This window comes from Streptomyces sp. NPDC045956, assembly GCF_056430705.1.
Window position 1 is genome coordinate 657,632 of record NZ_JBWKKZ010000001.1, and the last position, 17,507, is coordinate 675,138.

The following is a 17,507-nucleotide window of genomic DNA, read 5'->3' on the forward strand; positions in this document are numbered from 1 at the left end:
CGCCACCCCCCAAACGGGATACCTCCGCACAACCCTCCCTCCCTTCCCCCCTCCCCCCCCCCCCCCACCCCCCCCCACCCCCCCCCCCCCCCCCCCCCCCCCTTTCCCCCCCCCCGCGGCCGTCCGCGCGCTCAGCGACCCGGTGCGGCCCGGTACGGGTGCGACTCCATCGCGGCGAGGGCGCCCCGAAGGTGCCCGGTAGAGTTCCGCCCATGCGCGATCTCGGGGCGGGTTTCGGTCACCTTCTGAAGGGCCAGCGATGGGTGGCCCGGCACGGCAGGAGCTACGGCTTCGGCCTCCTGCCGGGTCTGATCACCCTGGTCCTGTACGCGGCGGCACTGGTCGGACTGGCCCTGTGGGGCACCGACTTCGTGGCCTGGGCGACCCCGTTCGCCGACGACTGGTCCAGCCCCTGGGCCGGACTCTTCCGCGGCTTCCTCACCGCCGTCCTGTTCGCCCTCGCCCTGCTGCTGGCCGTCCTCACCTTCACCGCCGTCACGCTGCTGGTGGGCCAGCCGTTCTACGAGAGCCTCTCCGAACGGGTCGACCGCGACGTCTCCCCGGACGGCACCGCTCCCGAGTCGAACCTGCCGCTCCTGCGCGAGCTGTGGATCTCGGGCCGCGACAGCCTCCGGATCCTGGTCCGTGCCCTCGGATGGGGCGTGCTGCTCTTCGCCCTCGGTTTCATCCCGCTCATCGGGCAGACGGTGGTCCCGGTGATCGGGTTCTTCGTCACCGGCTTCTTCCTCACCGAGGAACTGACCTCCGTCGCCCTCCAGCGCCGCGGGGTCCAGCTCCGCGACCGCCTCGCCCTCCTGCGCTCCCGCAAGAGGCTGGTCTGGGGCTTCGGCACGCCGCTCGGCGTGGCCTTCCTGGTGCCGTTCGTCGCGGTCTTCCTGATGCCGGGCGCGGTCGCCGGCGCCACCCTCCTCGCCCGTGAGCTGCTGGGCGAGGAGACCCGCGACGGCGACGACGACCGCTCCGACGGCGGCTCCACGGACCCGGTGGTCAGCCCCGGTCCGGCCCCGGCGCACTGACCGCCGCGGCCACGATCGCCCGCACCTGCGCCACGATGTCCAGCCGGTTGCGCACGAACGCGGGATCGGTGACCGCCCCGGTCGCCGGATCGGTGTTCCCGGCGCCGAACTGCAGCACCGGGGTGTGCACGTGCCCGCCCGGCAGCGTGCCGCGCAGCCCGAGCCGGTCCCGCAGCAGCGTGGCCCGGTAGGCGATCTCGTTGGACAGGTAGTCCCCGCCGCCCCCCGCGCGGGCCGTCGACCCCGGAGTGGGCCCCTCGGGCCGTACGACCGGCTCGGTGCCGCCCGCCGGGATCTCGGTGACGCTCGTGTTGTCGTACACGGGGAAGCGCCCGGTGTCCGCGGCCGTGATCGCCTCGTGGGGCAGCGTGGTCGTCGTCCACTGCGGCTGCGTGGACGGGTCGGTGACGGGCACCGTCTCCGTGCGGGAGACGTTCTCGTTGTCCGCGAAGCCGCCCCGCCAGGCCCCGTTGGTCCGCTCCACGTCGAAGCGCCCGACCCGCCCCTGGCTCACGGTCGTGAACAGGTCCACCCGTGGCAGGTACGGCCGCAGCGCCCGCTCCACCGTCCCCTCGGCGAAGTCCCGCCAGCGCACCGGGAACACGGCCGTCTCCACGCGCGCGGGCCCGTCCGGCGTGTCGATCACCGTGCCGTCCAGGGCGAGCGCGGTGGCGCCGGAGGGGTTGGAGATCCGGATGTCACGGTCGAGGGTGAAGGGGTCGAAGCCGGTCAGCAGGACCCGCTCGACGCCCTCGTCCCGCTCACCGCGGGGCAGGCGCAGATCGCTCTGGCCGCGGGAGGCCCGCTCCAGCACGTCGAGCAGCGCCGCCCGCCGTCCCTCGGACAGCCGGAAGCCGGGTGCCCAGGCGCGCAGTTCCCGCGTCATCCCGAGCCGCGCCCAGTACAGCGGGCGGTCGTCGTCGCGGCTGAGGTCCCCGCGCGCCGGCCCGCGCCCCTGCGCCCGGTCCACGGCCCGCCGCCACAGCGCGGTGCCCTCGCGGGCGACGACCCGGCGGGCCTTCCGGTAGGAGTCCGCCCGGTCGAGTACGCGGGCGAACGCCGGCGTCACCCCGTCGAACCCGGAGCGCCGCAGGATCTCGCGGGGCACCTCCCCGTCGAGGCGCCGTTCCTCGACGGTGGGGGCGGACACGGGGGAGGGGTCCGGAGGAGCCGCCGTGGCCGTCGCCGGGGCCACCAGCCCCGCCACCAGGGCCAGTCCGAGTACGCCGGTCCGAACGCGTATGTGTGTCAAGGGAGTCCAGGTCCTTCCGTCGCCGTGGGGTGCGCTGCCGGACGGCGGCAGTATCGCGTGACGGGAGGGGCGTGCGCTACGGCACGGCTTGGTGGGCGGCCTCGAAGGCCCCGGCACGGGGTCCGGGGCGGGGCCGACCGGCTCGTGGGCGTTTGTGAAGGGTTCGTACGAACTCGTGATCGGACGCCCGATCGCGGACCGTGGGATCACCGCGACGATTACCGTCTGAACCGGGACGTCTCCAGACGGCGTCCCCCCGCGAACAGCCCCGGCCCGGAACCTGACGGCCGGGCCGGGGCTCGCCGGGCCGGCCCGCGGTCATCGGTCATCGGTCACCGGTCACCGCGCCGAGAAGGCGTACACCGTCTCCGAGCGGAACACCTCACCCGGCCGCAGCACCGTGCCGGGGAACTCCGGCCGGTTCGGGGAGTCCGGGAAGTGCTGCGTCTCCAGCGCGACGCCCGCACCGGGCGCGAAGGGCTCGCCCAGGTGGTCGGCGGTGTAGAGCTGGAGGCCCGGCTCGGTCGTCGACACCGTGAGCACCCGCCCCGACACGGGGTCGGACAGCTCGGCGACCTCCACGGCGGTGTCCGTCACCCCCTTGTCCAGGACGAAGTTGTGGTCGAAGCCCGAACCGACCTCGCGCGCCCGCCGGAAGTCGAAGCGCGTGCCCGTCACGTCCCGCAGTTCGCCCGTCGGGATCAGGGCGGCGTCGACCGGCGTGATCCGGGAGGCGGCCAGCCGCAGCTCGTGGCCGCCCGCGTGGCCGGAACCGGCGAGGTTGAAGTAGCTGTGGTTGGTCGGGTTCAGCACGGTCGGCGCGTCCGTCACCGCCTCGTAGGCGATCCGCAGCGCACCCGACCCGTCCAGCGTGTACGTCGTCGCGATCTCCACCCGGCCGGGGAAGCCCTCCTCGCCGTCCGGGCTGACCCGGCTGAGCCGGATGCCGTGCCCGCCGTCCCCGAGGGGCTCCACGTCCCACACGCGCTTGTCGAAGCCCCGCTCGCCGCCGTGCAGCGAGTTCGGCCCCTCGTTGCACACCGTCGCGTACGTCCGCCCGTCCAGCGGGAAGCGGCCGCCCGCGATCCGGTTGGCGTACCGCCCGACGAGCGCGCCCAAGTAGGGCCCCGGATGGGCCAGATAGCCGTCCAGGTCCGCGAACCCCAGCACCACGTCGGCGGCGTGGCCGTCCCGGTCGGGGATCTCGGCCGACTGCACGATCCCGCCGTACGACAGGACCCGGACCCGTACTCCGGCCCGCTCCAGGGTCCAGCGGTGGACCGGGGTGCCGTCGGAAAGTGTGCCGAAGAGTTCGTTCATGTGCGGAACTCTAGGACACCCGCAGGTCAGGGCGGTTTCAGGGTTTTTTCGCGGTCACCGCGCGGTACGCGATCTCCGCCAGCCGGGCCTGGCCGCTCACGCTCGGGTGGAACCAGTCCCAGCGGCTCAACTGGTCGGTGCCGAAACGGAACTCGTGCACCGCACCGCCGTCGGTGCGGCACCGGCGGTCCTTCGCGCAGACGTCCCGCAGTACGTCGTTGTAGGCCCGCACCCGGTCCCGCACGGTGTTGCGGCGCTGCGTCGCCGCCGCGTCCGTGGCGTCCGCGTCACCCAGCATCGAGGGGCACAGGCCCAGCTTCCACACCTGCTTGCCCAGCGGATTGGTGCGCCCCTCGGACCACAGCCGCTTGAGGTCCGGGATGCTCGCCACGTACACCTGGGCCTTCGGCAGTTTCGCGCGCAGGGTGGCCATGGCCTCCTCGAACCGGTCCCGGAAGTCCGCCACCGGGGTCATCGCCGAGGTGGTGGCGCGGCAGGCGTCGTTCGCCCCGACCATCACCGCGACGAGCTGCGGGCCGCGCGCCGCCGCCCGCGTCATCTGCCCGGGCAGGTCCTCCATCCGGGACCCGGTGACCGCGTAGTTCCAACTCCGCCCGGCCGCCCCGGACCGCCCGAGCAGCCGCACCGCGAGGCTGTCGACCTCGGCGCTGCTGCCGGTCGCCCACGAGACCTCGGGACAGTCGGACAGGACCGTGCAGGCGTCGAAGCCGCGCGTGATGGAGTCCCCCACGGCGGCGACCGACGCGGGGCTGGTGTCCCAGACGGGGGCCGGACGCGTCCGCTTCGAGGCCGAGGCGGACGGGCCGGGGGAGGCGTCGCCGCCCACGGCGTCGCAGCCCGTCACGCCGAGGACGGCGGCCGCCAGCACGGCGAGCACGGCACGCGAACGGCGCCGGACACGCCGCGCACCCTGCTCCGACCCCTGACCCATGTGGCTCCCACCCCTCGCCTCGTGCCTCCAGTGTCCTCAACCCATGACACCGCGCGGGGGTTCCCGCGAGCGGCGATGCAACGGCTCACACCCGTACAAGCGTCCTACTGGGTGAATACCCGGGGTTTGTCGGCACCGGGACCGACGGTACGTCACACTCCGCGCCCCGGCGCACGGTAGCCTCGGCCTCACGTGGCCCGCCCGGCCACAGCCGTTCCGCCCGTTCCGAGATGTCCCGCTCAGCCCGGAGGTTCCGGTGACGACACGTGGAGTTCTGTACGTGCACTCCGCGCCGCGCGCGCTGTGCCCGCACGTCGAGTGGGCCGTCGCCGGGGTGCTCGGGACGCGCGTGAGCCTGGACTGGATCCGGCAGCCCGCCGCGCCCGGCACCTGGCGCTCGGAGTTCTCCTGGCAGGGCCGGGCCGGCACCGCCTCCCAGCTCGCCTCCGCGCTGCGCGGCTGGCAGCTGCTGCGCTTCGAGGTCACCGCGGAACCGTCCGCGAACGCGGAGGGCGAGCGCTACAGCTGCACCCCCGACCTCGGCATCTTCCACGCCGTCACCGGCATCCACGGCGACATCCTCGTCCCCGAGGACCGGCTGCGCGCCGCCCTGGTCCGCTCCCGGAGCGGCGAGACCGACCTGGAGTCCGACATCGCGAGACTCCTCGGCAAGCCCTGGGACGACGAACTGGAGTCCTTCCGCCACGCGGGCGAGGGCGCCCCGGTCCGCTGGCTCCACCAGGTGGTCTGACCGCCGACGTACGCCGCCCACGCACGGGAAGGGCCCCCACCGGCCGGTGGGGGCCCTTCCCGTGCGTACGAGGGCGGCTCAGACCGTGCGGAAGGCCAGCACCACGTTGTGTCCGCCGAAGCCGAACGAGTCGTTCAGCGCGGCGATCCGGCCCTCGACGGGCAGCTTGCGGGCCTCGCCGCGGACGATGTCCGCCGCGGCCTCGGCCTCGGGGTCGAGGTTGTCGACGTTGATGGTCGGCGGGGCCACCCGGTGGTACAGGGCGAGCACCGTCGCGACGGACTCGACGCCGCCGGCACCACCGAGGAGGTGACCGGTCATCGACTTGGTGCCGGAGACCGCCATGTGGTCCACGTCGTCGCCGAGGACCTTGCGCAGCGCCTTCAGCTCGGCGATGTCACCGGCCGGCGTCGAGGTGGCGTGCGCGTTGACGTGCACGATCTCGGCCGGGTCCAGGTCGGTGCGGTCCAGCAGGTTCTGGAGGGCGTGCGAGATGCCGCGGCCCTCCGGCTCCGGCTGCACGATGTCGTGGCTGTCGGCGGAGATGCCCTGGCCGACCGCCTCCGCGTAGACGCGGGCACCGCGGGCCTCGGCGTGCTCGGCGGACTCCAGGACGAGGACGCCGGCGCCCTCACCGAGGACGAAACCGTCACGGCCCGTGTCGAAGGGGCGGGAGGCGCCCTGCGGGTCGTCGTTGTTCTTGGACATCGCCATCATGTTGCCGAACGCGGCGATGGGCAGCGGGTGGATCGCCGCCTCCGTGCCACCCGCGACGACGACGTCGGCGCGGCCGGTGCGGATCATCTCGATGGCGTAGCCGATGGCCTCGGCGCCCGACGCGCAGGCGGAGACCGGCGTGTGCACGCCCGCCCGGGCGCCCACGGCCAGGCCCACGTTGGCGGAGGGACCGTTGGGCATCAGCATGGGGACGGTGTGCGGGGAGACGCGGCGGACGCCCTTCTCCTTCAGCACGTCGTACTGGTCGAGGAGGGTCGTCACGCCACCGATGCCGGAGGCGATGACCGCGCCGAGACGGTCGGGGTCGACCTGGGCCGCCCCCTCCTCGGCGGGGCTCTCGCCCGCCTTGCCGGAGTAACCGGCGTCCTTCCAGGCCTCCTGCGCCGCGATCAGCGCGAACTGGGCCGAGCGGTCCAGGCGGCGGGCCTGGGGCCGCGGGATGACCTCGGAGGGGTCCACGGCGACCGGTGCGGCGATGCGGACCGCCTGGTCGGCGGCCCACTCCTGCTCCAGGGGCTTGACGCCGGACTTGCCGGCGACCAGGCCTTCCCAGGTAGAGGCTGCGTCGCCACCCAGCGGTGTGGTTGCGCCGATACCGGTGACGACCACGGTGCGATTGGTCGAGCTCACGGGAATTCTTTCTCCAACGGGATACGGGATTCGTACGGCGCCACCGCCGGGTGGCGGGGCAGTCAGCCCAGGACGGTGATCGGTGGATCAGCCCTGGTTCTTGAGGATGTAGTTGGTCGCGTCGCCGACCGTCTTGAGGTTCTTGACGTCCTCGTCCGGGATCTTGACGTCGAAGCGCTCTTCGGCGGCGACGACGACCTCGACCATGGACAGCGAGTCGACGTCCAGGTCGTCGGTGAAGGACTTGTCCAGCTGGACGTCCTCAACCGGGATGCCGGCGATCTCGTTCACGATCTCGGCGAGACCGGCGACGATCTCTTCCTGAGTGGCGGCCATGATGGCGCTCCTTCGTAGTTTCCAGAGGGTGTGGCGGCCCGCCGCGTCGGCGGCGGGTTGGTGCTGGTCTCCGTCCCGGACCGGATGATCCGGCACGGAGTGCCTAGGGGAGGGTAACGACCGTCGCGGCGTAGACGAGACCCGCCCCGAAGCCGATGACGAGCGCGGTGTCGCCGCTCTTCGCCTCGCCGGTCGCCAGGAGCCGCTCCATCGCGAGCGGGATCGAGGCGGCCGAGGTGTTGCCGGTGGTGCGGATGTCACGGGCGACCATGACGTGCTCCGGCAGCTTCAGTGTCTTCACCATCGAGTCGATGATCCGCACGTTGGCCTGGTGCGGGATGAAGACGTCCAGGTCGTCCGGGCTGATCCCGGCCGCGTCCAGCGCCTGCTGGGCGACCTTCGCCATCTCGAACACGGCCCAGCGGAACACCGCCTGGCCCTCCTGCGTGATCGCAGGAAACTTCACGTTGCCCTCGCTGTCGAGGGGCAGCTCGGAGACGTCGCCGATCGCGAACCGGTCCCAGGAGACCGTCTGCTTGATCGTCTCGGACTTGTCGCCCTCCGAGCCCCAGACGGTCGGGCCGATCGCCGGCTCCTGGGAGGGGCCGACCACGACCGCGCCCGCGCCGTCGCCGAAGAGGAAGGCCGTGGCCCGGTCCTCCAGGTCGGTCAGGTCGGAGAGCCGCTCCACGCCGATGACCAGGACGTACTCCGCCGAGCCCTCGACGACCATGCCCTTGGCGAGGGTCAGGCCGTAACCGAAGCCCGCGCAGCCCGCCGAGATGTCGAAGGCGGCGGCCTTGTCCGTGCCCAGCTTGTCCGCGATCTCGGTCGCGACGGCCGGGGTCTGGCTGAAGTGCGACACGGTCGAGACCACCACCGCGCCGATCTGCGAGGCGGCGATCCCGGCGTCCGCGATGGCCTTGCCGGAGGCCTCGATCGACATCGCCGCGACGGTCTCCTCGGGCGAGGCCCAGTGCCGCGTCTCGATGCCGGAGCGCGAGCGGATCCACTCGTCGGACGAGTCGATCTTCTCGAGGATCACCTCGTTCGGCACCACCCGCGTCGGGCGGTAACCGCCGACGCCGAGGATGCGCGCGTACGGGGCGCCCTTGCTGGGCTTGATCTTCGACATGCTCTCGCGCTCCTTGTCAGGCCTGCTGGGCGTGCTCGGCGACGAGCTCGCGGGCCGCGTCGAGATCGGCGGGGGACTTCAGGGCCAGCGTCTTCACGCCCGGCAGCGCGCGCTTGGCCAGCCCGGTGAGCGTGCCACCGGGGCACACCTCGATCAGCGCGGTGACGCCCAGCTCCTGGAACGTCTCCATGCAACGGTCCCAGCGGACCGGGTTGGCGACCTGGCCGACCAGCCGCTCCAGCACCTCGGCACCGGAGGCGACGGCCTGTCCGTCCTTGTTGGAGACGTACGTCACCTTGGGGTCGGCCGGCGTCAGCGCCTTCGCGGCCTCGGCGAGCTTGTCGACCGCGGGCGCCATGTGCTGCGTGTGGAAGGCGCCGGCCACCTTCAGCGCGACGACCTTGCGCACGCCCTCGGGCTTGTCCTCGCTCAGCGCGGCCAGCTGCTCCATGGTGCCGGCGGCCACGATCTGACCGGCGCCGTTCATGTTCGCCGGGGTCAGGCCGAGCTTCTCCAGGTGCGCGACGCTCACCTCGGGGTCGCCGCCGAGCAGCGCGGACATGCCGGTCTCGGTGACGGCGGCGGCCTCGGCCATCGCCAGGCCCCGACGGCGTACGAGGGACACCGCGGCCGTGTCGTCGAGGACGCCCGCGAAGGCGGCGGCCGTGAACTCGCCGACGCTGTGGCCGGCGACGGCGCCGGGCGCGAGGTCGGCGATGTCACCGAGTGCCGCGGCGGAGAGGATGCCGGCCGCCACGAGCAGCGGCTGTGCCACGGACGTGTCTCGGATCTCGTCCGCGTCGGCCTTGGTGCCGTAGTGGGCGAGATCGAGTCCAATGGCGTCGGACCAGGCGGCGACGCGGTCAGCGGCGCCGGGCAGGGCGAGCCAGTCAGTCAGGAAGCCGGGCGTCTGGGCGCCCTGGCCGGGAGCGACGAGTACGAGCACTCTCACACTCTCTCTTGAGGACGGCCACGGCCGCCCGTGGGGACAGGGACGAAGAACGGGAGGGGGTTTTGTGGACCCCCGACAAAAGCTTAGAGTTGCGGATCTCCATCGGCCAGACGCCCCAGGATGAGCGCGATCCGCAGTGTGAACGCAGACCGTACATCAGAGGGTGACCATCCGGTGACGTCAGTCACACGTCGGAGCCGGTAGCGCACGGTGTTCGGGTGAACGAAGAGCATCCGGGCGGCGCCTTCGAGACTGCTCGCCTGTTCGAGATAGACGCTGAGCGTCTCGAGCAAGGCTGCACCGGCCTCCTCCAGCGGTCTGTAGATCTCCTCCACCAACTGCTCGCGGGCCGAGGGGTCGGAGGCGATGGCGCGCTCCGGCAGCAGATCGTCGGCCAGCACGGGGCGGGGGGCGTCCTGCCAGGCGGTGCACGCCTTGAGCCCGGCGGCGGCGGCCTGCGCGGACCGGGTCGCGGCCAGCAGGTCCGGCACCACGGGACCGGCCACGACCGCGCCCTGGGCGAACGGCCCGATCAGCGACTTGGCCACCGCGAGGGGGTTGTCGCTGCCCCCCGCGATCACCACCAGCCGGTCCCCGAGCACCCCGGTCAGCACCTGGAGCTTGGCGTGCCGGGCCGCGCGCCGGATGGCCTCCACGGTCAGCTCGGAGTCGCCGTCGGGGGCCGTGCCCAGCACCACGCACACGTGCTCGGGGGAGTTCCACCCGAGGGCGGCGGCCCGCGACACGGCCCCCTCGTCGGCCTCGCCGCTGAGCACGGCGTTCACGACCAGCGACTCCAGCCGCGCGTCCCAGGCACCGCGTGCCTCGGCGGCCTGCGCGTAGACCTGGGCGGTCGCGAAGGCGATCTCCCGGGCGTACACCAGCAGCGCCTCGCGCAGGACCGACTCGTCCCCGGGAGCGGCGACCTCGTCGATCGCGGACTCCATGACCTCGATCGTCGTCCGCACCATCTCCACGGTCTGCCGCAGCGTGATGGCCCGGGTCAGCTCGCGCGGCGCGGTGCCGAAGACGTCGGTGGAGATGGCCTGCGGGGCGTCCGGGTGCCGGAACCACTCGGTGAAGGCGGCGATGCCCGCCTGGGCGACCAGCCCGATCCAGGAACGGTTCTCCGGTGGCATGGCCCGGTACCACGGCAGTGTCTCGTCCATCCGCGCGATGGCCTGCGCGGCGAGCGATCCGGCGGACTGCTCCAGCCGCTTCAGGGTCGCGGTGTGCGAGTGGACGGGCCGGGTGGGGGCGTCGGGCTTGCCGGTTTCGGGTTCGGGCACGGGGACAAGACTGCCTTATCGGGACGGGCGGGTGTGCCGCCGGGGCTACGGTGAACGACGTGATGGACGTACGCCGCGCCGACGAGCGCTTCCCGGGCGGTGATCCGGCAGCCGGGATCGTCTCCCGCCACGCCTTCTCCTTCGGCCCCCACTACGACCCCGACAACCTCCGCTTCGGCGCCCTGCTCGCCTGCAACGAGGAGCGTCTGGCCCCCGGCGCCGGCTTCGACGAGCACCCGCACAGCCACACCGAGATCGTCACGTGGGTGGTGGAGGGCGAGCTGACCCACCGCGACACCGCCGGCCACGAGACGGTCGTCCGCGCCGGCGACGTCCAGCGCCTCAGCTCCGCGGCCGGCGTCCGCCACGTCGAGCGCAACGACGGCCCCGCGCCCCTGACCTTCGTCCAGATGTGGCTGGCCCCGCTCACCCCCGGCGGCGACCCCGCCTACGACATCGTCCGCGGCATCGCCGACTCCACCCCGTACGCCGTCCCCGAGGCCGGCGCGATGCTCCACGTCCGCCGCCTGGCAGCGGGCGAGCGGACGGCGGTGCCGGACGGGGCGTACGTGTACGTGCACGTGGTGCGGGGCGAGGTGACGCTGGGCGGGGAGACCCTGAACGCGGGCGACGCGGCCCGCGTCACGGACGCCGAGGCGCTGGACGCGGTGGCGGTGACACGGGCGGAGGTGCTGGTGTGGGAGATGGCGAAGGGTCCTTGAGGACGTCGGTGACCTGGACTCAGTCGTCCTGCTGCTGTCGTGTCAGCCATGGTGAAAGGACGGCACGAAACTCCTCGTCAGTGATGTGCGTGCCTCCCCAACCGAATCGCTCCCATGCCTGGGCACGCTGCAACACGGGGAGCGGGATGGCGAACGCGTGACGGAAGACGGCGATGAATGAGATGACGCCGAATGTCGCTCCCAGGCTCTCTCGGGAGAGCAGAGCAAGATCGACCGCGTCCATCCCTTCTGCGTGAGCCGCCTGTAGCTCGCCTGCAACCTTCTCCACTTCGTTCATCCTGGACTCAGCCCCTCCTCGTGTGCACCTTTGGTGCTTCCGAAGTGCGCCGGGGTGGGCTCCTCCCGAGGGAGCCCACCCCGGCGCACGTGTGGCAACCCGTGATCGGCAACTTGTTACCTGAACGCCGCTCCCACGTTCGTGTAATGGCCCGGCATGCCTCGGAGCTCAGTTATCTCCACATGGGGGTATCCCGCTCTCTGAGACATCTTTCCGGTGAACGTAGCCAGTGCCGCCTCTTCGAGTGAAGCGCCGCCTCGGACGGCGGCGTTGAAGGAGTCGAGGTCGTCGCTCAGGTCACCGCCGTTCTGCCAGTACGCCTTGACTCCCTTCACATGGCTGCCGAAGTGGGCAAGTGCGGCGTTACGCATCTCACTGCCTCTTGGCGTGTCCTTGCCCGCCTTGATGACGAACGAGACGAGGCCGTCCTTGTCGATATCAGCGACGATCCCAAGTCCGCTCGGGTAGACGTCGATGTAGGTGGGGCAGTTGATACTACGAGCGAGGACGGCAGTATCGCCCGAGAGTGCCTCAGCGGGCCTGGGACCGCGTGCCTTGGCAGTCGGGTTGCCTTTGAGGCACAGAGCCCGAAGCTGCTGGAAGGACGCTCTGGTGATGCCTGCGACGGCCGCTTCGGGCAGGTTGAGTGCACGCAGGGCCTTGTAGGCGTCGGTGAAGCGGACACCGGTCTTCGCGGCGGCGTCGAGCGCCTTGACCGCGTCCGCGATAGGCCTGAGGATCTTGCCTGCGAACAGGCTCGCGACGTCCACCAGGGCCCAGGCGCAGCCGCTCGCGCTGCCGCTCGCGCCTCCCGGGGCGATCTTCTGGGCGCACTTGATCCAGCCGGAGGGCAGGGATCCCCGGCCGGCGCGACGGGGCACCCTAGGCATGCGACATGATCACGTCACAAGATCGCGAACCGTGCTCGACTGAAACGCGATCATGGAGAAGGAGTGAAAATCCCCTGTGGATCCTGTGTGTCACCTGCCGGGAGGTGCTGTCCCGGCATGCGTGGACGACAGACGGGGATTGACCGGAACGCGCCCCTCGTAACGGCGGTATCCGCAGGGCTCGGACTGCCTACCGCAGGCCCTGGACGAACGCCCGCCAGGCGTGCGCACCGACGGTGACGACTGGCCCGGCCGGGTTCTTGCTGTCCCGCACGGGAACGGAGTCGGTGGCGTGGCCCTCGGCGACCTCGACGCACTCACCGCCGTTGCTTCCGCTGTAGCTGGACCTGCGCCACTCAACGTTGCTCAGTGCTGTGCGGGGTCGCATAGCGTTCCTCCATCACGCGGGTGATCAGTCTCACCGAGTCCTCGGGGGAGAGGGCTGAGGCTTGCAGTCGAGCGTAGCCGAACGAGCGTTCCTTGATCACCTCTGGGCTGGCGGTCATGTGGCCTTGGTCGTAGCCGTCCTTGTAGAAGAGGTCGGGGTCGGTGTCGAACCGCAGAAGAGTGAACGTCCCCATCATGCCCGTGTGTTGGCCCGAGGTCAGCGGCAGGACCTGGATCTGCACCCAGGGCGCGGTCGCGTAGTCCAACAGGCGGGCGAGTTGCCCGCGCATCACGTCCCGGCCGCCGATCTCCCGCAGCAGGGCGGCCTCGTCCAGGACGACCCACAGGGCGGGCGGCCGGTGGCGCAGGAGGATGCGCTGACGCTCCATCCGGGCGGCGACCATCTCGTCCACGTTGCCCCGGTGCTCCACGTCCAGCACCGCCCGCGCGTACTCCTCCGTCTGCACCAGCCCGTACACCAACTGCGCCTGGTACGTGGAGATGTACGTCGCCTTCGCCTCCATCTCCGCGTACGGCTGGAACCACGTGGGCAGTTGGCTGCGCAGCACCAGGCCGATCAGGCGGGAGAAGAGGCCGTCCGTGCCGAGGGCGGCGTCGACCCGTTCGGAGAAGTCCCTGGTCGGGACCTTCCTCGTGGTCTCGATCTGGCCGACCAGTGAGCCGGTGCAGAAGATGATCTCGCCGAGCTGGGCCTGGTTGAGGCCGTGGGCCTCGCGTTGGCGGCGCAGCTCCCAGCCGTAGTAGTCGAGCGGGGAGGCGGTCGGGTCGAGGGACTGGATGTGGGCCACTGCGGTACCTCACTCACTCCGGGACTACGGGCGGGGCGGGCGGCAACGTTCGGAGACGTTCGTCCCTCTGTGTAGTCGAGCGTATGCGGAGCGCGTCATCCTCTGTGGTGTGAACCGTGTAACTGGTCCGCCCGTCGCCGTACGGCGTGACGCCTCAGCCCCGCACCTCCGCCAGCACCGCGTCCGTGAACGGCGGCCACGTCTCGACCGCCCACGGGCCGAAGGCGCGGTCGGTCAGGGCCACGCAGGCGAGTCCGGCGTCCGGGTCGATCCACAGGAACGTGCCCGACTGGCCAAAGTGGCCGAAGGTGCGGGGCGAGGAGGCGGCGCCCGTCCAGTGGGGGGACTTCCCGTCGCGGATCTCGAAGCCGAGGCCCCAGTCGTTGGGGTTCTGGTGGCCGTAGCCCGGCAGCACGCCCTTGCGGCCCGGGTACTGCACCGTCATCGCCTCGGCGACCGTGCGCGGGTCCAGCAGGCGCGGGGCCTGGACCTCGGCGGCGAAGCGGAGCAGGTCCTCCACCGTGGAGACGCCGTCCTTAGCCGGGGAGCCGTCCAGCGTCGTGGACGTCATGCCCAGCGGCTCCAGCACCGCCTGCCGCGCGTACTCGGCGAACGACATGTCCGCCGCCTTCGCGATGTGGTCGCCGAGCTGCTCGAAACCGGCGTTGGAGTACAGCCGCCGCTCCCCGGGCGGGGCGGTCACCCGGTGCTCGTCGAAGGCCAGCCCGGAGGTGTGCGCCAGCAGGTGGCGCACCGTCGACCCGGGGGGACCGGCCGGCTCGTCCAGCTCCACGGCACCCTCCTCGTACGCGACCAGCGCCGCGTACGCCGCGAGCGGCTTGGTGACCGAGGCGAGGGGGAAGCGGTGCGCGAGGGGGCCGTGGGTGCCCAGGATCGTGCCGTCGGCGCGTACGGCACCCGCCGCGGCGGTGGGGACGGGCCAGTTCTCGATCGACGCGAGGCTCTTCAAGGACATGCCCGTGAGCCTAAGCGGGTCACAGGTGCAGCCGCATGGAGGGGTCGGTGTCCCGGGTGAAGCCCATCGACGCGTACAGCGGCTCCGCGTCCGGGGACGCGGTGAGCATGACGTGCCCGGCGCCCCGCTCGCGGAACCACTCCAGCAGTGCCTCCATGCAGGCGCGGGCGTATCCGCGACGCCGGGCCCCGGGGTCCGTGGCGACGCTGAAGACGTACCCGGTCAGCCCCCGCGGATTGCCGGCCCGCCCGATCCGGTACTCCACCGTGCCCACCACCAGCGCCGCCAGCGCCTCCGGCCGCTCCGGGTGGTCGGCCACGAACGCGGCGAAGTCGCCGTCCGGGTCGGCGAGCCGCGCCCGCAGCACGGGCAGCGAGTCGGCGTGCCAGTCGGTGGAGGGCGGGCGGCCCACCGCGTCCAGCATCACCTGGCGCAGGCGGAGCACTTCGGCCGCGTCGGCGGCCACGGCACGGCGTACGGGACTCATGCCCGCACGCTAGTGACCCGCCCCGTCGGCTGTCCTGCCCATTTCCGGCGGCGGCGCCCCACCCCCGCTCTCTTCCGCGGGCGCTTGCCTGGAGTGCACTCCAAGGTCATAGCGTGGAGTGCATGACGGTGATGGAGACCAAGGCCAGGACCCTCGCGCCGAACAACGCCACCGGTACGGACATCTGCTCCGCCCCGCCCCCGCGCCACCCCCGCCCCGACGGGCAGGACCGCTACACCATCAGCGAGGTCGTCGCCTTCACCGGCCTGACGGCCCACACGCTGCGCTGGTACGAGCGGATCGGGCTGATGTCCCACATCGACCGCTCGCACACCGGCCAGCGCCGCTACAGCAACCGCGACCTGGACTGGCTCGACTTCGTCGGCAAGCTGCGCATGACCGGCATGCCGGTCGCCGACATGGTCCGGTACGCGGAGCTGGTGCGCGAGGGCGAGGGCACCTACCGCGACCGGCGGGAACTGCTGGAGTCCACCCGCCGCGACGTGCTGACGCGCATCGCCGAACTCCAGGACACCCTCGCGGTACTCGACCGCAAGATCAGCTTCTACGGGGACGCGGGCCGCGCCCGCGGAACGGAGACGACCCGATGACCGACCACAGCATCCCGACGGTACGGCTCGGCGACCAGGGCCCGCTGGTGGGCGTCCAGGGCCTGGGCTGCATGGGCATGAGCTTCGCCTACGGTCCCGTCGACGCCGACGCGTCGCGGGCGACCCTGGAGCGGGCGCTGGAGCTGGGCGTCACGCTCTACGACACGGCGGACGCGTACGGGGCGGGCGACAACGAGCGGTTCCTGTCGCCGTTCTTCAAGGCACACCGCGACGAGGTCGTCATCGCGACCAAGTTCGCCCTGTCGATCCCGCCGGACGACCCGACGAAGCGGATCATCCGCAACGACGCGCCGTACGTCCGCCAGGCGGTCGAGGCGAGTCTGCGGCGGCTGGACGTCGACGTCATCGACCTCTACTACATGCACCGGCGCGACGTGAACGTGCCGGTCGAGGAGACCGTCGCCGTCATGGCCGACCTCGTCCGCGAGGGCAAGGTCAAGCACCTCGGGCTGAGCGAGGTGACGGGGGCGGAGCTGCGCGCCGCGCAGACGGTGCACCCGATCGCCGCCGTGCAGTCGGAGTGGTCGCTGTTCAGCCGGGACATCGAGGCGGGCGTGGTGCCGGCCGCCCGCGAGCTGGGCGTGGCCCTGGTGCCGTACTCGCCGCTCGGCCGGGGCTTCCTCACCGGCTCCTTCGTCCACGCCGACCGCGACCTGACGGACGGCGACTTCCGCCGTCAGCAGCCCCGCTTCACCGGCGACAACGCGGCGGCCAACGCGGCCCTCCTCGACCCCGTCCGCACGGTCGCCGAGGCCCACGACGCCACCCTCGGCCAGATCGCCCTGGCCTGGGTCCAGCAGCAGGCCCGGGTGCACGGCCTGCCGGTGATCCCGATCCCGGGAACGCGCAGGCCGGCCCGGGTGGAGGAGAACACGGGCGCGACGCGGATCGTCCTCACCGAGGAGGAACTGGCGGCGCTGGAGCCGATCGCGGGCAAGGTCGCGGGCGACCGGTACGCGGACATGACGTTCACGTCCGCCGGGCGGGAGTAGAGCGGCGTCACAGCTCCGCCAGCAGCTCGGCCTTCTTCGAGGAGAACTCCTCGTCCGTGACCAGCCCCTGCTGGTGCAGCTCACCCAGGTGCCGGATCCGCTCGGCGATGTCCGCGGGGTCGCGCCGGGGCGCCGGGACCGGCACCGGCACCGGGGCGCCCCCGCCCCGCTCCCGCACCGCCGCCAGCACCGCGGCGGCGAACGGCAGCGACTCGTGCACCGGCCCGTACCCGAGCCCGAAGACGACCGAGGCGGGGTCCTGGTCGGCCTGCGGGGCGACGGGCGCGGGCTCCCTCGGCAGCAGCCTCAGGTACCCCTCGAAGGCCTCGGGGGACCGCCACTCCACCCCGCCCAGCCCGGCGACCGGGAAGCTCTGGTCGCCGGCCTTCCACTTCGCCGACGAGGCGCCCGTCCAGGACCAGCGGAAGGACACCGCCTTGCCGTCGAAGGACGCCTTCCCGTCGTACGCCTTGAAGTGCAGCGGCGCCTCGGGCGCCGCGACGAGGTACCGCTCCGTCTCGTCGGACCCGGTCAGCAGGGCGCGCAGCTCGTCGGCGTAGTACTCCGCGAGCGTCTCCCGCTCGGCGGGCAGGACGAGCCGGTACGGGTCACCGCTCTCCTTCAGCTGCCCGGCCGCCGCCTCCATCAGCGGGTCGGCGCCCGGGCGCAACTCCATGCGCAGCACGACGGTGCCCCGCCGGCCGGGCGTGAGCGTCACCCCGGCGATCGCCTCGACGGGGACACGGCGTTCCCCGAGGGCCTGGAACAGCTTGGGCGTCCGAATCCCCCGTTCGTAGCGGATGAGCACGGAGTCGGACTCGAACTCCCAGGCGGCATGAAATCCGGCCAGTACGTCACCCATGCGGCTCATCGTATGCGGCACGAGCACTTCCGTCCCCTCCCCGTGCAAACCGGAGTATCT

20 protein-coding genes are annotated in these 17,507 nt (G+C 72.1%); 5 read left to right on the plus strand and 15 right to left on the minus strand.

Features of this window, described 5'->3' with window-relative positions; all coding sequences use genetic code 11:
* Positions 1 to 212: 212 nt before the first annotated feature.
* Positions 213 to 1,037, plus strand: a complete 825-nt coding sequence (locus AC07FV_RS02815) for an EI24 domain-containing protein (RefSeq protein ID WP_479084157.1) — start codon at positions 213 to 215, stop codon at positions 1,035 to 1,037.
* Here the strand turns inward: AC07FV_RS02815 and AC07FV_RS02820 are convergent.
* The 3 genes from AC07FV_RS02820 to AC07FV_RS02830 all read right to left on the minus strand — a co-directional run bounded on the left by AC07FV_RS02820 (position 1,009) and on the right by AC07FV_RS02830 (position 4,561).
* Positions 1,009 to 2,289 carry a pyroglutamyl-peptidase I gene (locus AC07FV_RS02820; RefSeq protein ID WP_479084159.1) on the minus strand — a complete coding sequence of 427 codons (1,281 nt, stop codon included), beginning with the start codon at positions 2,287 to 2,289 and terminating at the stop codon, positions 1,009 to 1,011. The two genes, AC07FV_RS02815 and AC07FV_RS02820, sit on opposite strands and share 29 nt — an antisense overlap.
* A 339-nt stretch (positions 2,290 to 2,628) precedes the next feature.
* Positions 2,629 to 3,609: an aldose epimerase family protein gene (locus AC07FV_RS02825; protein WP_479084161.1), complete on the minus strand. Its 981-nt coding sequence runs from the start codon at positions 3,607 to 3,609 to the stop codon at positions 2,629 to 2,631.
* Between the two features lie 37 nt (positions 3,610 to 3,646).
* Positions 3,647 to 4,561: an SGNH/GDSL hydrolase family protein gene (locus AC07FV_RS02830; RefSeq protein WP_479084163.1), complete on the minus strand. Its 915-nt coding sequence runs from the start codon at positions 4,559 to 4,561 to the stop codon at positions 3,647 to 3,649.
* 256 nt (positions 4,562 to 4,817) lie between these two features.
* On the opposite strand from AC07FV_RS02830, the gene AC07FV_RS02835 reads away from it, so the two are divergent.
* Positions 4,818 to 5,312, plus strand: coding sequence for a DUF3145 domain-containing protein (locus AC07FV_RS02835; RefSeq protein WP_479084165.1), 495 nt, complete (start codon positions 4,818 to 4,820; stop codon positions 5,310 to 5,312).
* Between the two features lie 78 nt (positions 5,313 to 5,390).
* Here AC07FV_RS02835 and AC07FV_RS02840 read toward each other — a convergent pair whose 3' ends face one another.
* From AC07FV_RS02840 to fasR, 5 genes are all read right to left on the minus strand, one after another.
* Entirely contained in the window at positions 5,391 to 6,680 is a 1,290-nt protein-coding gene (locus AC07FV_RS02840) for a beta-ketoacyl-[acyl-carrier-protein] synthase family protein (RefSeq protein WP_479084167.1), read from the minus strand.
* Positions 6,681 to 6,767: 87 nt separating this feature from the next.
* The gene (locus tag AC07FV_RS02845) at positions 6,768 to 7,016 is read right to left on the minus strand and encodes an acyl carrier protein (RefSeq protein ID WP_053130192.1); all 249 of its coding nucleotides are present in this window, start codon (positions 7,014 to 7,016) and stop codon (positions 6,768 to 6,770) included.
* A 103-nt stretch (positions 7,017 to 7,119) separates the two neighbouring features.
* On the minus strand, positions 7,120 to 8,151 hold the full coding sequence (locus AC07FV_RS02850) for a ketoacyl-ACP synthase III (RefSeq protein ID WP_356603051.1): 1,032 nt from the start codon (positions 8,149 to 8,151) through the stop codon (positions 7,120 to 7,122).
* A 16-nt stretch (positions 8,152 to 8,167) separates the two neighbouring features.
* The gene (locus tag AC07FV_RS02855) at positions 8,168 to 9,097 is read right to left on the minus strand and encodes an ACP S-malonyltransferase (RefSeq protein WP_383642014.1); all 930 of its coding nucleotides are present in this window, start codon (positions 9,095 to 9,097) and stop codon (positions 8,168 to 8,170) included.
* An 89-nt stretch (positions 9,098 to 9,186) separates the two neighbouring features.
* Positions 9,187 to 10,392, minus strand: coding sequence for a fatty acid biosynthesis transcriptional regulator FasR (gene fasR, locus AC07FV_RS02860; protein ID WP_356603047.1), 1,206 nt, complete (start codon positions 10,390 to 10,392; stop codon positions 9,187 to 9,189).
* A 62-nt stretch (positions 10,393 to 10,454) separates the two neighbouring features.
* On the opposite strand from fasR, the gene AC07FV_RS02865 reads away from it, so the two are divergent.
* On the plus strand, positions 10,455 to 11,114 hold the full coding sequence (locus AC07FV_RS02865; protein WP_479084875.1) for a pirin family protein: 660 nt from the start codon (positions 10,455 to 10,457) through the stop codon (positions 11,112 to 11,114).
* Positions 11,115 to 11,133: 19 nt separating this feature from the next.
* On the opposite strand, the gene AC07FV_RS02870 is transcribed toward AC07FV_RS02865, so the two are convergent.
* From AC07FV_RS02870 to AC07FV_RS02895, 6 genes are all read right to left on the minus strand, one after another.
* On the minus strand, positions 11,134 to 11,412 hold the full coding sequence (locus AC07FV_RS02870; protein WP_479084169.1) for a hypothetical protein: 279 nt from the start codon (positions 11,410 to 11,412) through the stop codon (positions 11,134 to 11,136).
* 116 nt (positions 11,413 to 11,528) lie between these two features.
* A complete protein-coding gene (locus AC07FV_RS02875; protein ID WP_479084170.1) occupies positions 11,529 to 12,182 on the minus strand; it encodes a hypothetical protein in 654 nt (217 codons plus the stop codon).
* Positions 12,183 to 12,492: 310 nt separating this feature from the next.
* Complete coding sequence (locus AC07FV_RS02880; RefSeq protein WP_479084172.1) at positions 12,493 to 12,690, minus strand: DUF397 domain-containing protein; 198 nt, start codon at positions 12,688 to 12,690, stop codon at positions 12,493 to 12,495.
* Positions 12,659 to 13,498 carry a helix-turn-helix domain-containing protein gene (locus AC07FV_RS02885; protein ID WP_479084174.1) on the minus strand — a complete coding sequence of 280 codons (840 nt, stop codon included), beginning with the start codon at positions 13,496 to 13,498 and terminating at the stop codon, positions 12,659 to 12,661. Before AC07FV_RS02885 ends, AC07FV_RS02880 begins: the two co-directional genes overlap by 32 nt.
* A 154-nt stretch (positions 13,499 to 13,652) precedes the next feature.
* Positions 13,653 to 14,474, minus strand: coding sequence for a serine hydrolase domain-containing protein (locus tag AC07FV_RS02890; RefSeq protein WP_479084176.1), 822 nt, complete (start codon positions 14,472 to 14,474; stop codon positions 13,653 to 13,655).
* A gap of 19 nt (positions 14,475 to 14,493) precedes the next feature.
* Entirely contained in the window at positions 14,494 to 14,961 is a 468-nt protein-coding gene (locus tag AC07FV_RS02895; RefSeq protein WP_479084178.1) for a GNAT family N-acetyltransferase, read from the minus strand.
* Between the two features lie 122 nt (positions 14,962 to 15,083).
* Between AC07FV_RS02895 and AC07FV_RS02900 the strand changes: the two genes are divergently transcribed.
* Complete coding sequence (locus AC07FV_RS02900; RefSeq protein WP_479084180.1) at positions 15,084 to 15,572, plus strand: MerR family transcriptional regulator; 489 nt, start codon at positions 15,084 to 15,086, stop codon at positions 15,570 to 15,572.
* Positions 15,569 to 16,585 carry an aldo/keto reductase gene (locus AC07FV_RS02905; protein ID WP_479084182.1) on the plus strand — a complete coding sequence of 339 codons (1,017 nt, stop codon included), beginning with the start codon at positions 15,569 to 15,571 and terminating at the stop codon, positions 16,583 to 16,585. The genes AC07FV_RS02900 and AC07FV_RS02905 overlap by 4 nt, the downstream gene beginning before the upstream one ends.
* Before the next feature lie 7 nt (positions 16,586 to 16,592).
* Here AC07FV_RS02905 and AC07FV_RS02910 read toward each other — a convergent pair whose 3' ends face one another.
* Complete coding sequence (locus tag AC07FV_RS02910) at positions 16,593 to 17,447, minus strand: DUF4429 domain-containing protein (RefSeq protein WP_479084184.1); 855 nt, start codon at positions 17,445 to 17,447, stop codon at positions 16,593 to 16,595.
* Positions 17,448 to 17,507: the final 60 nt, after the last annotated feature.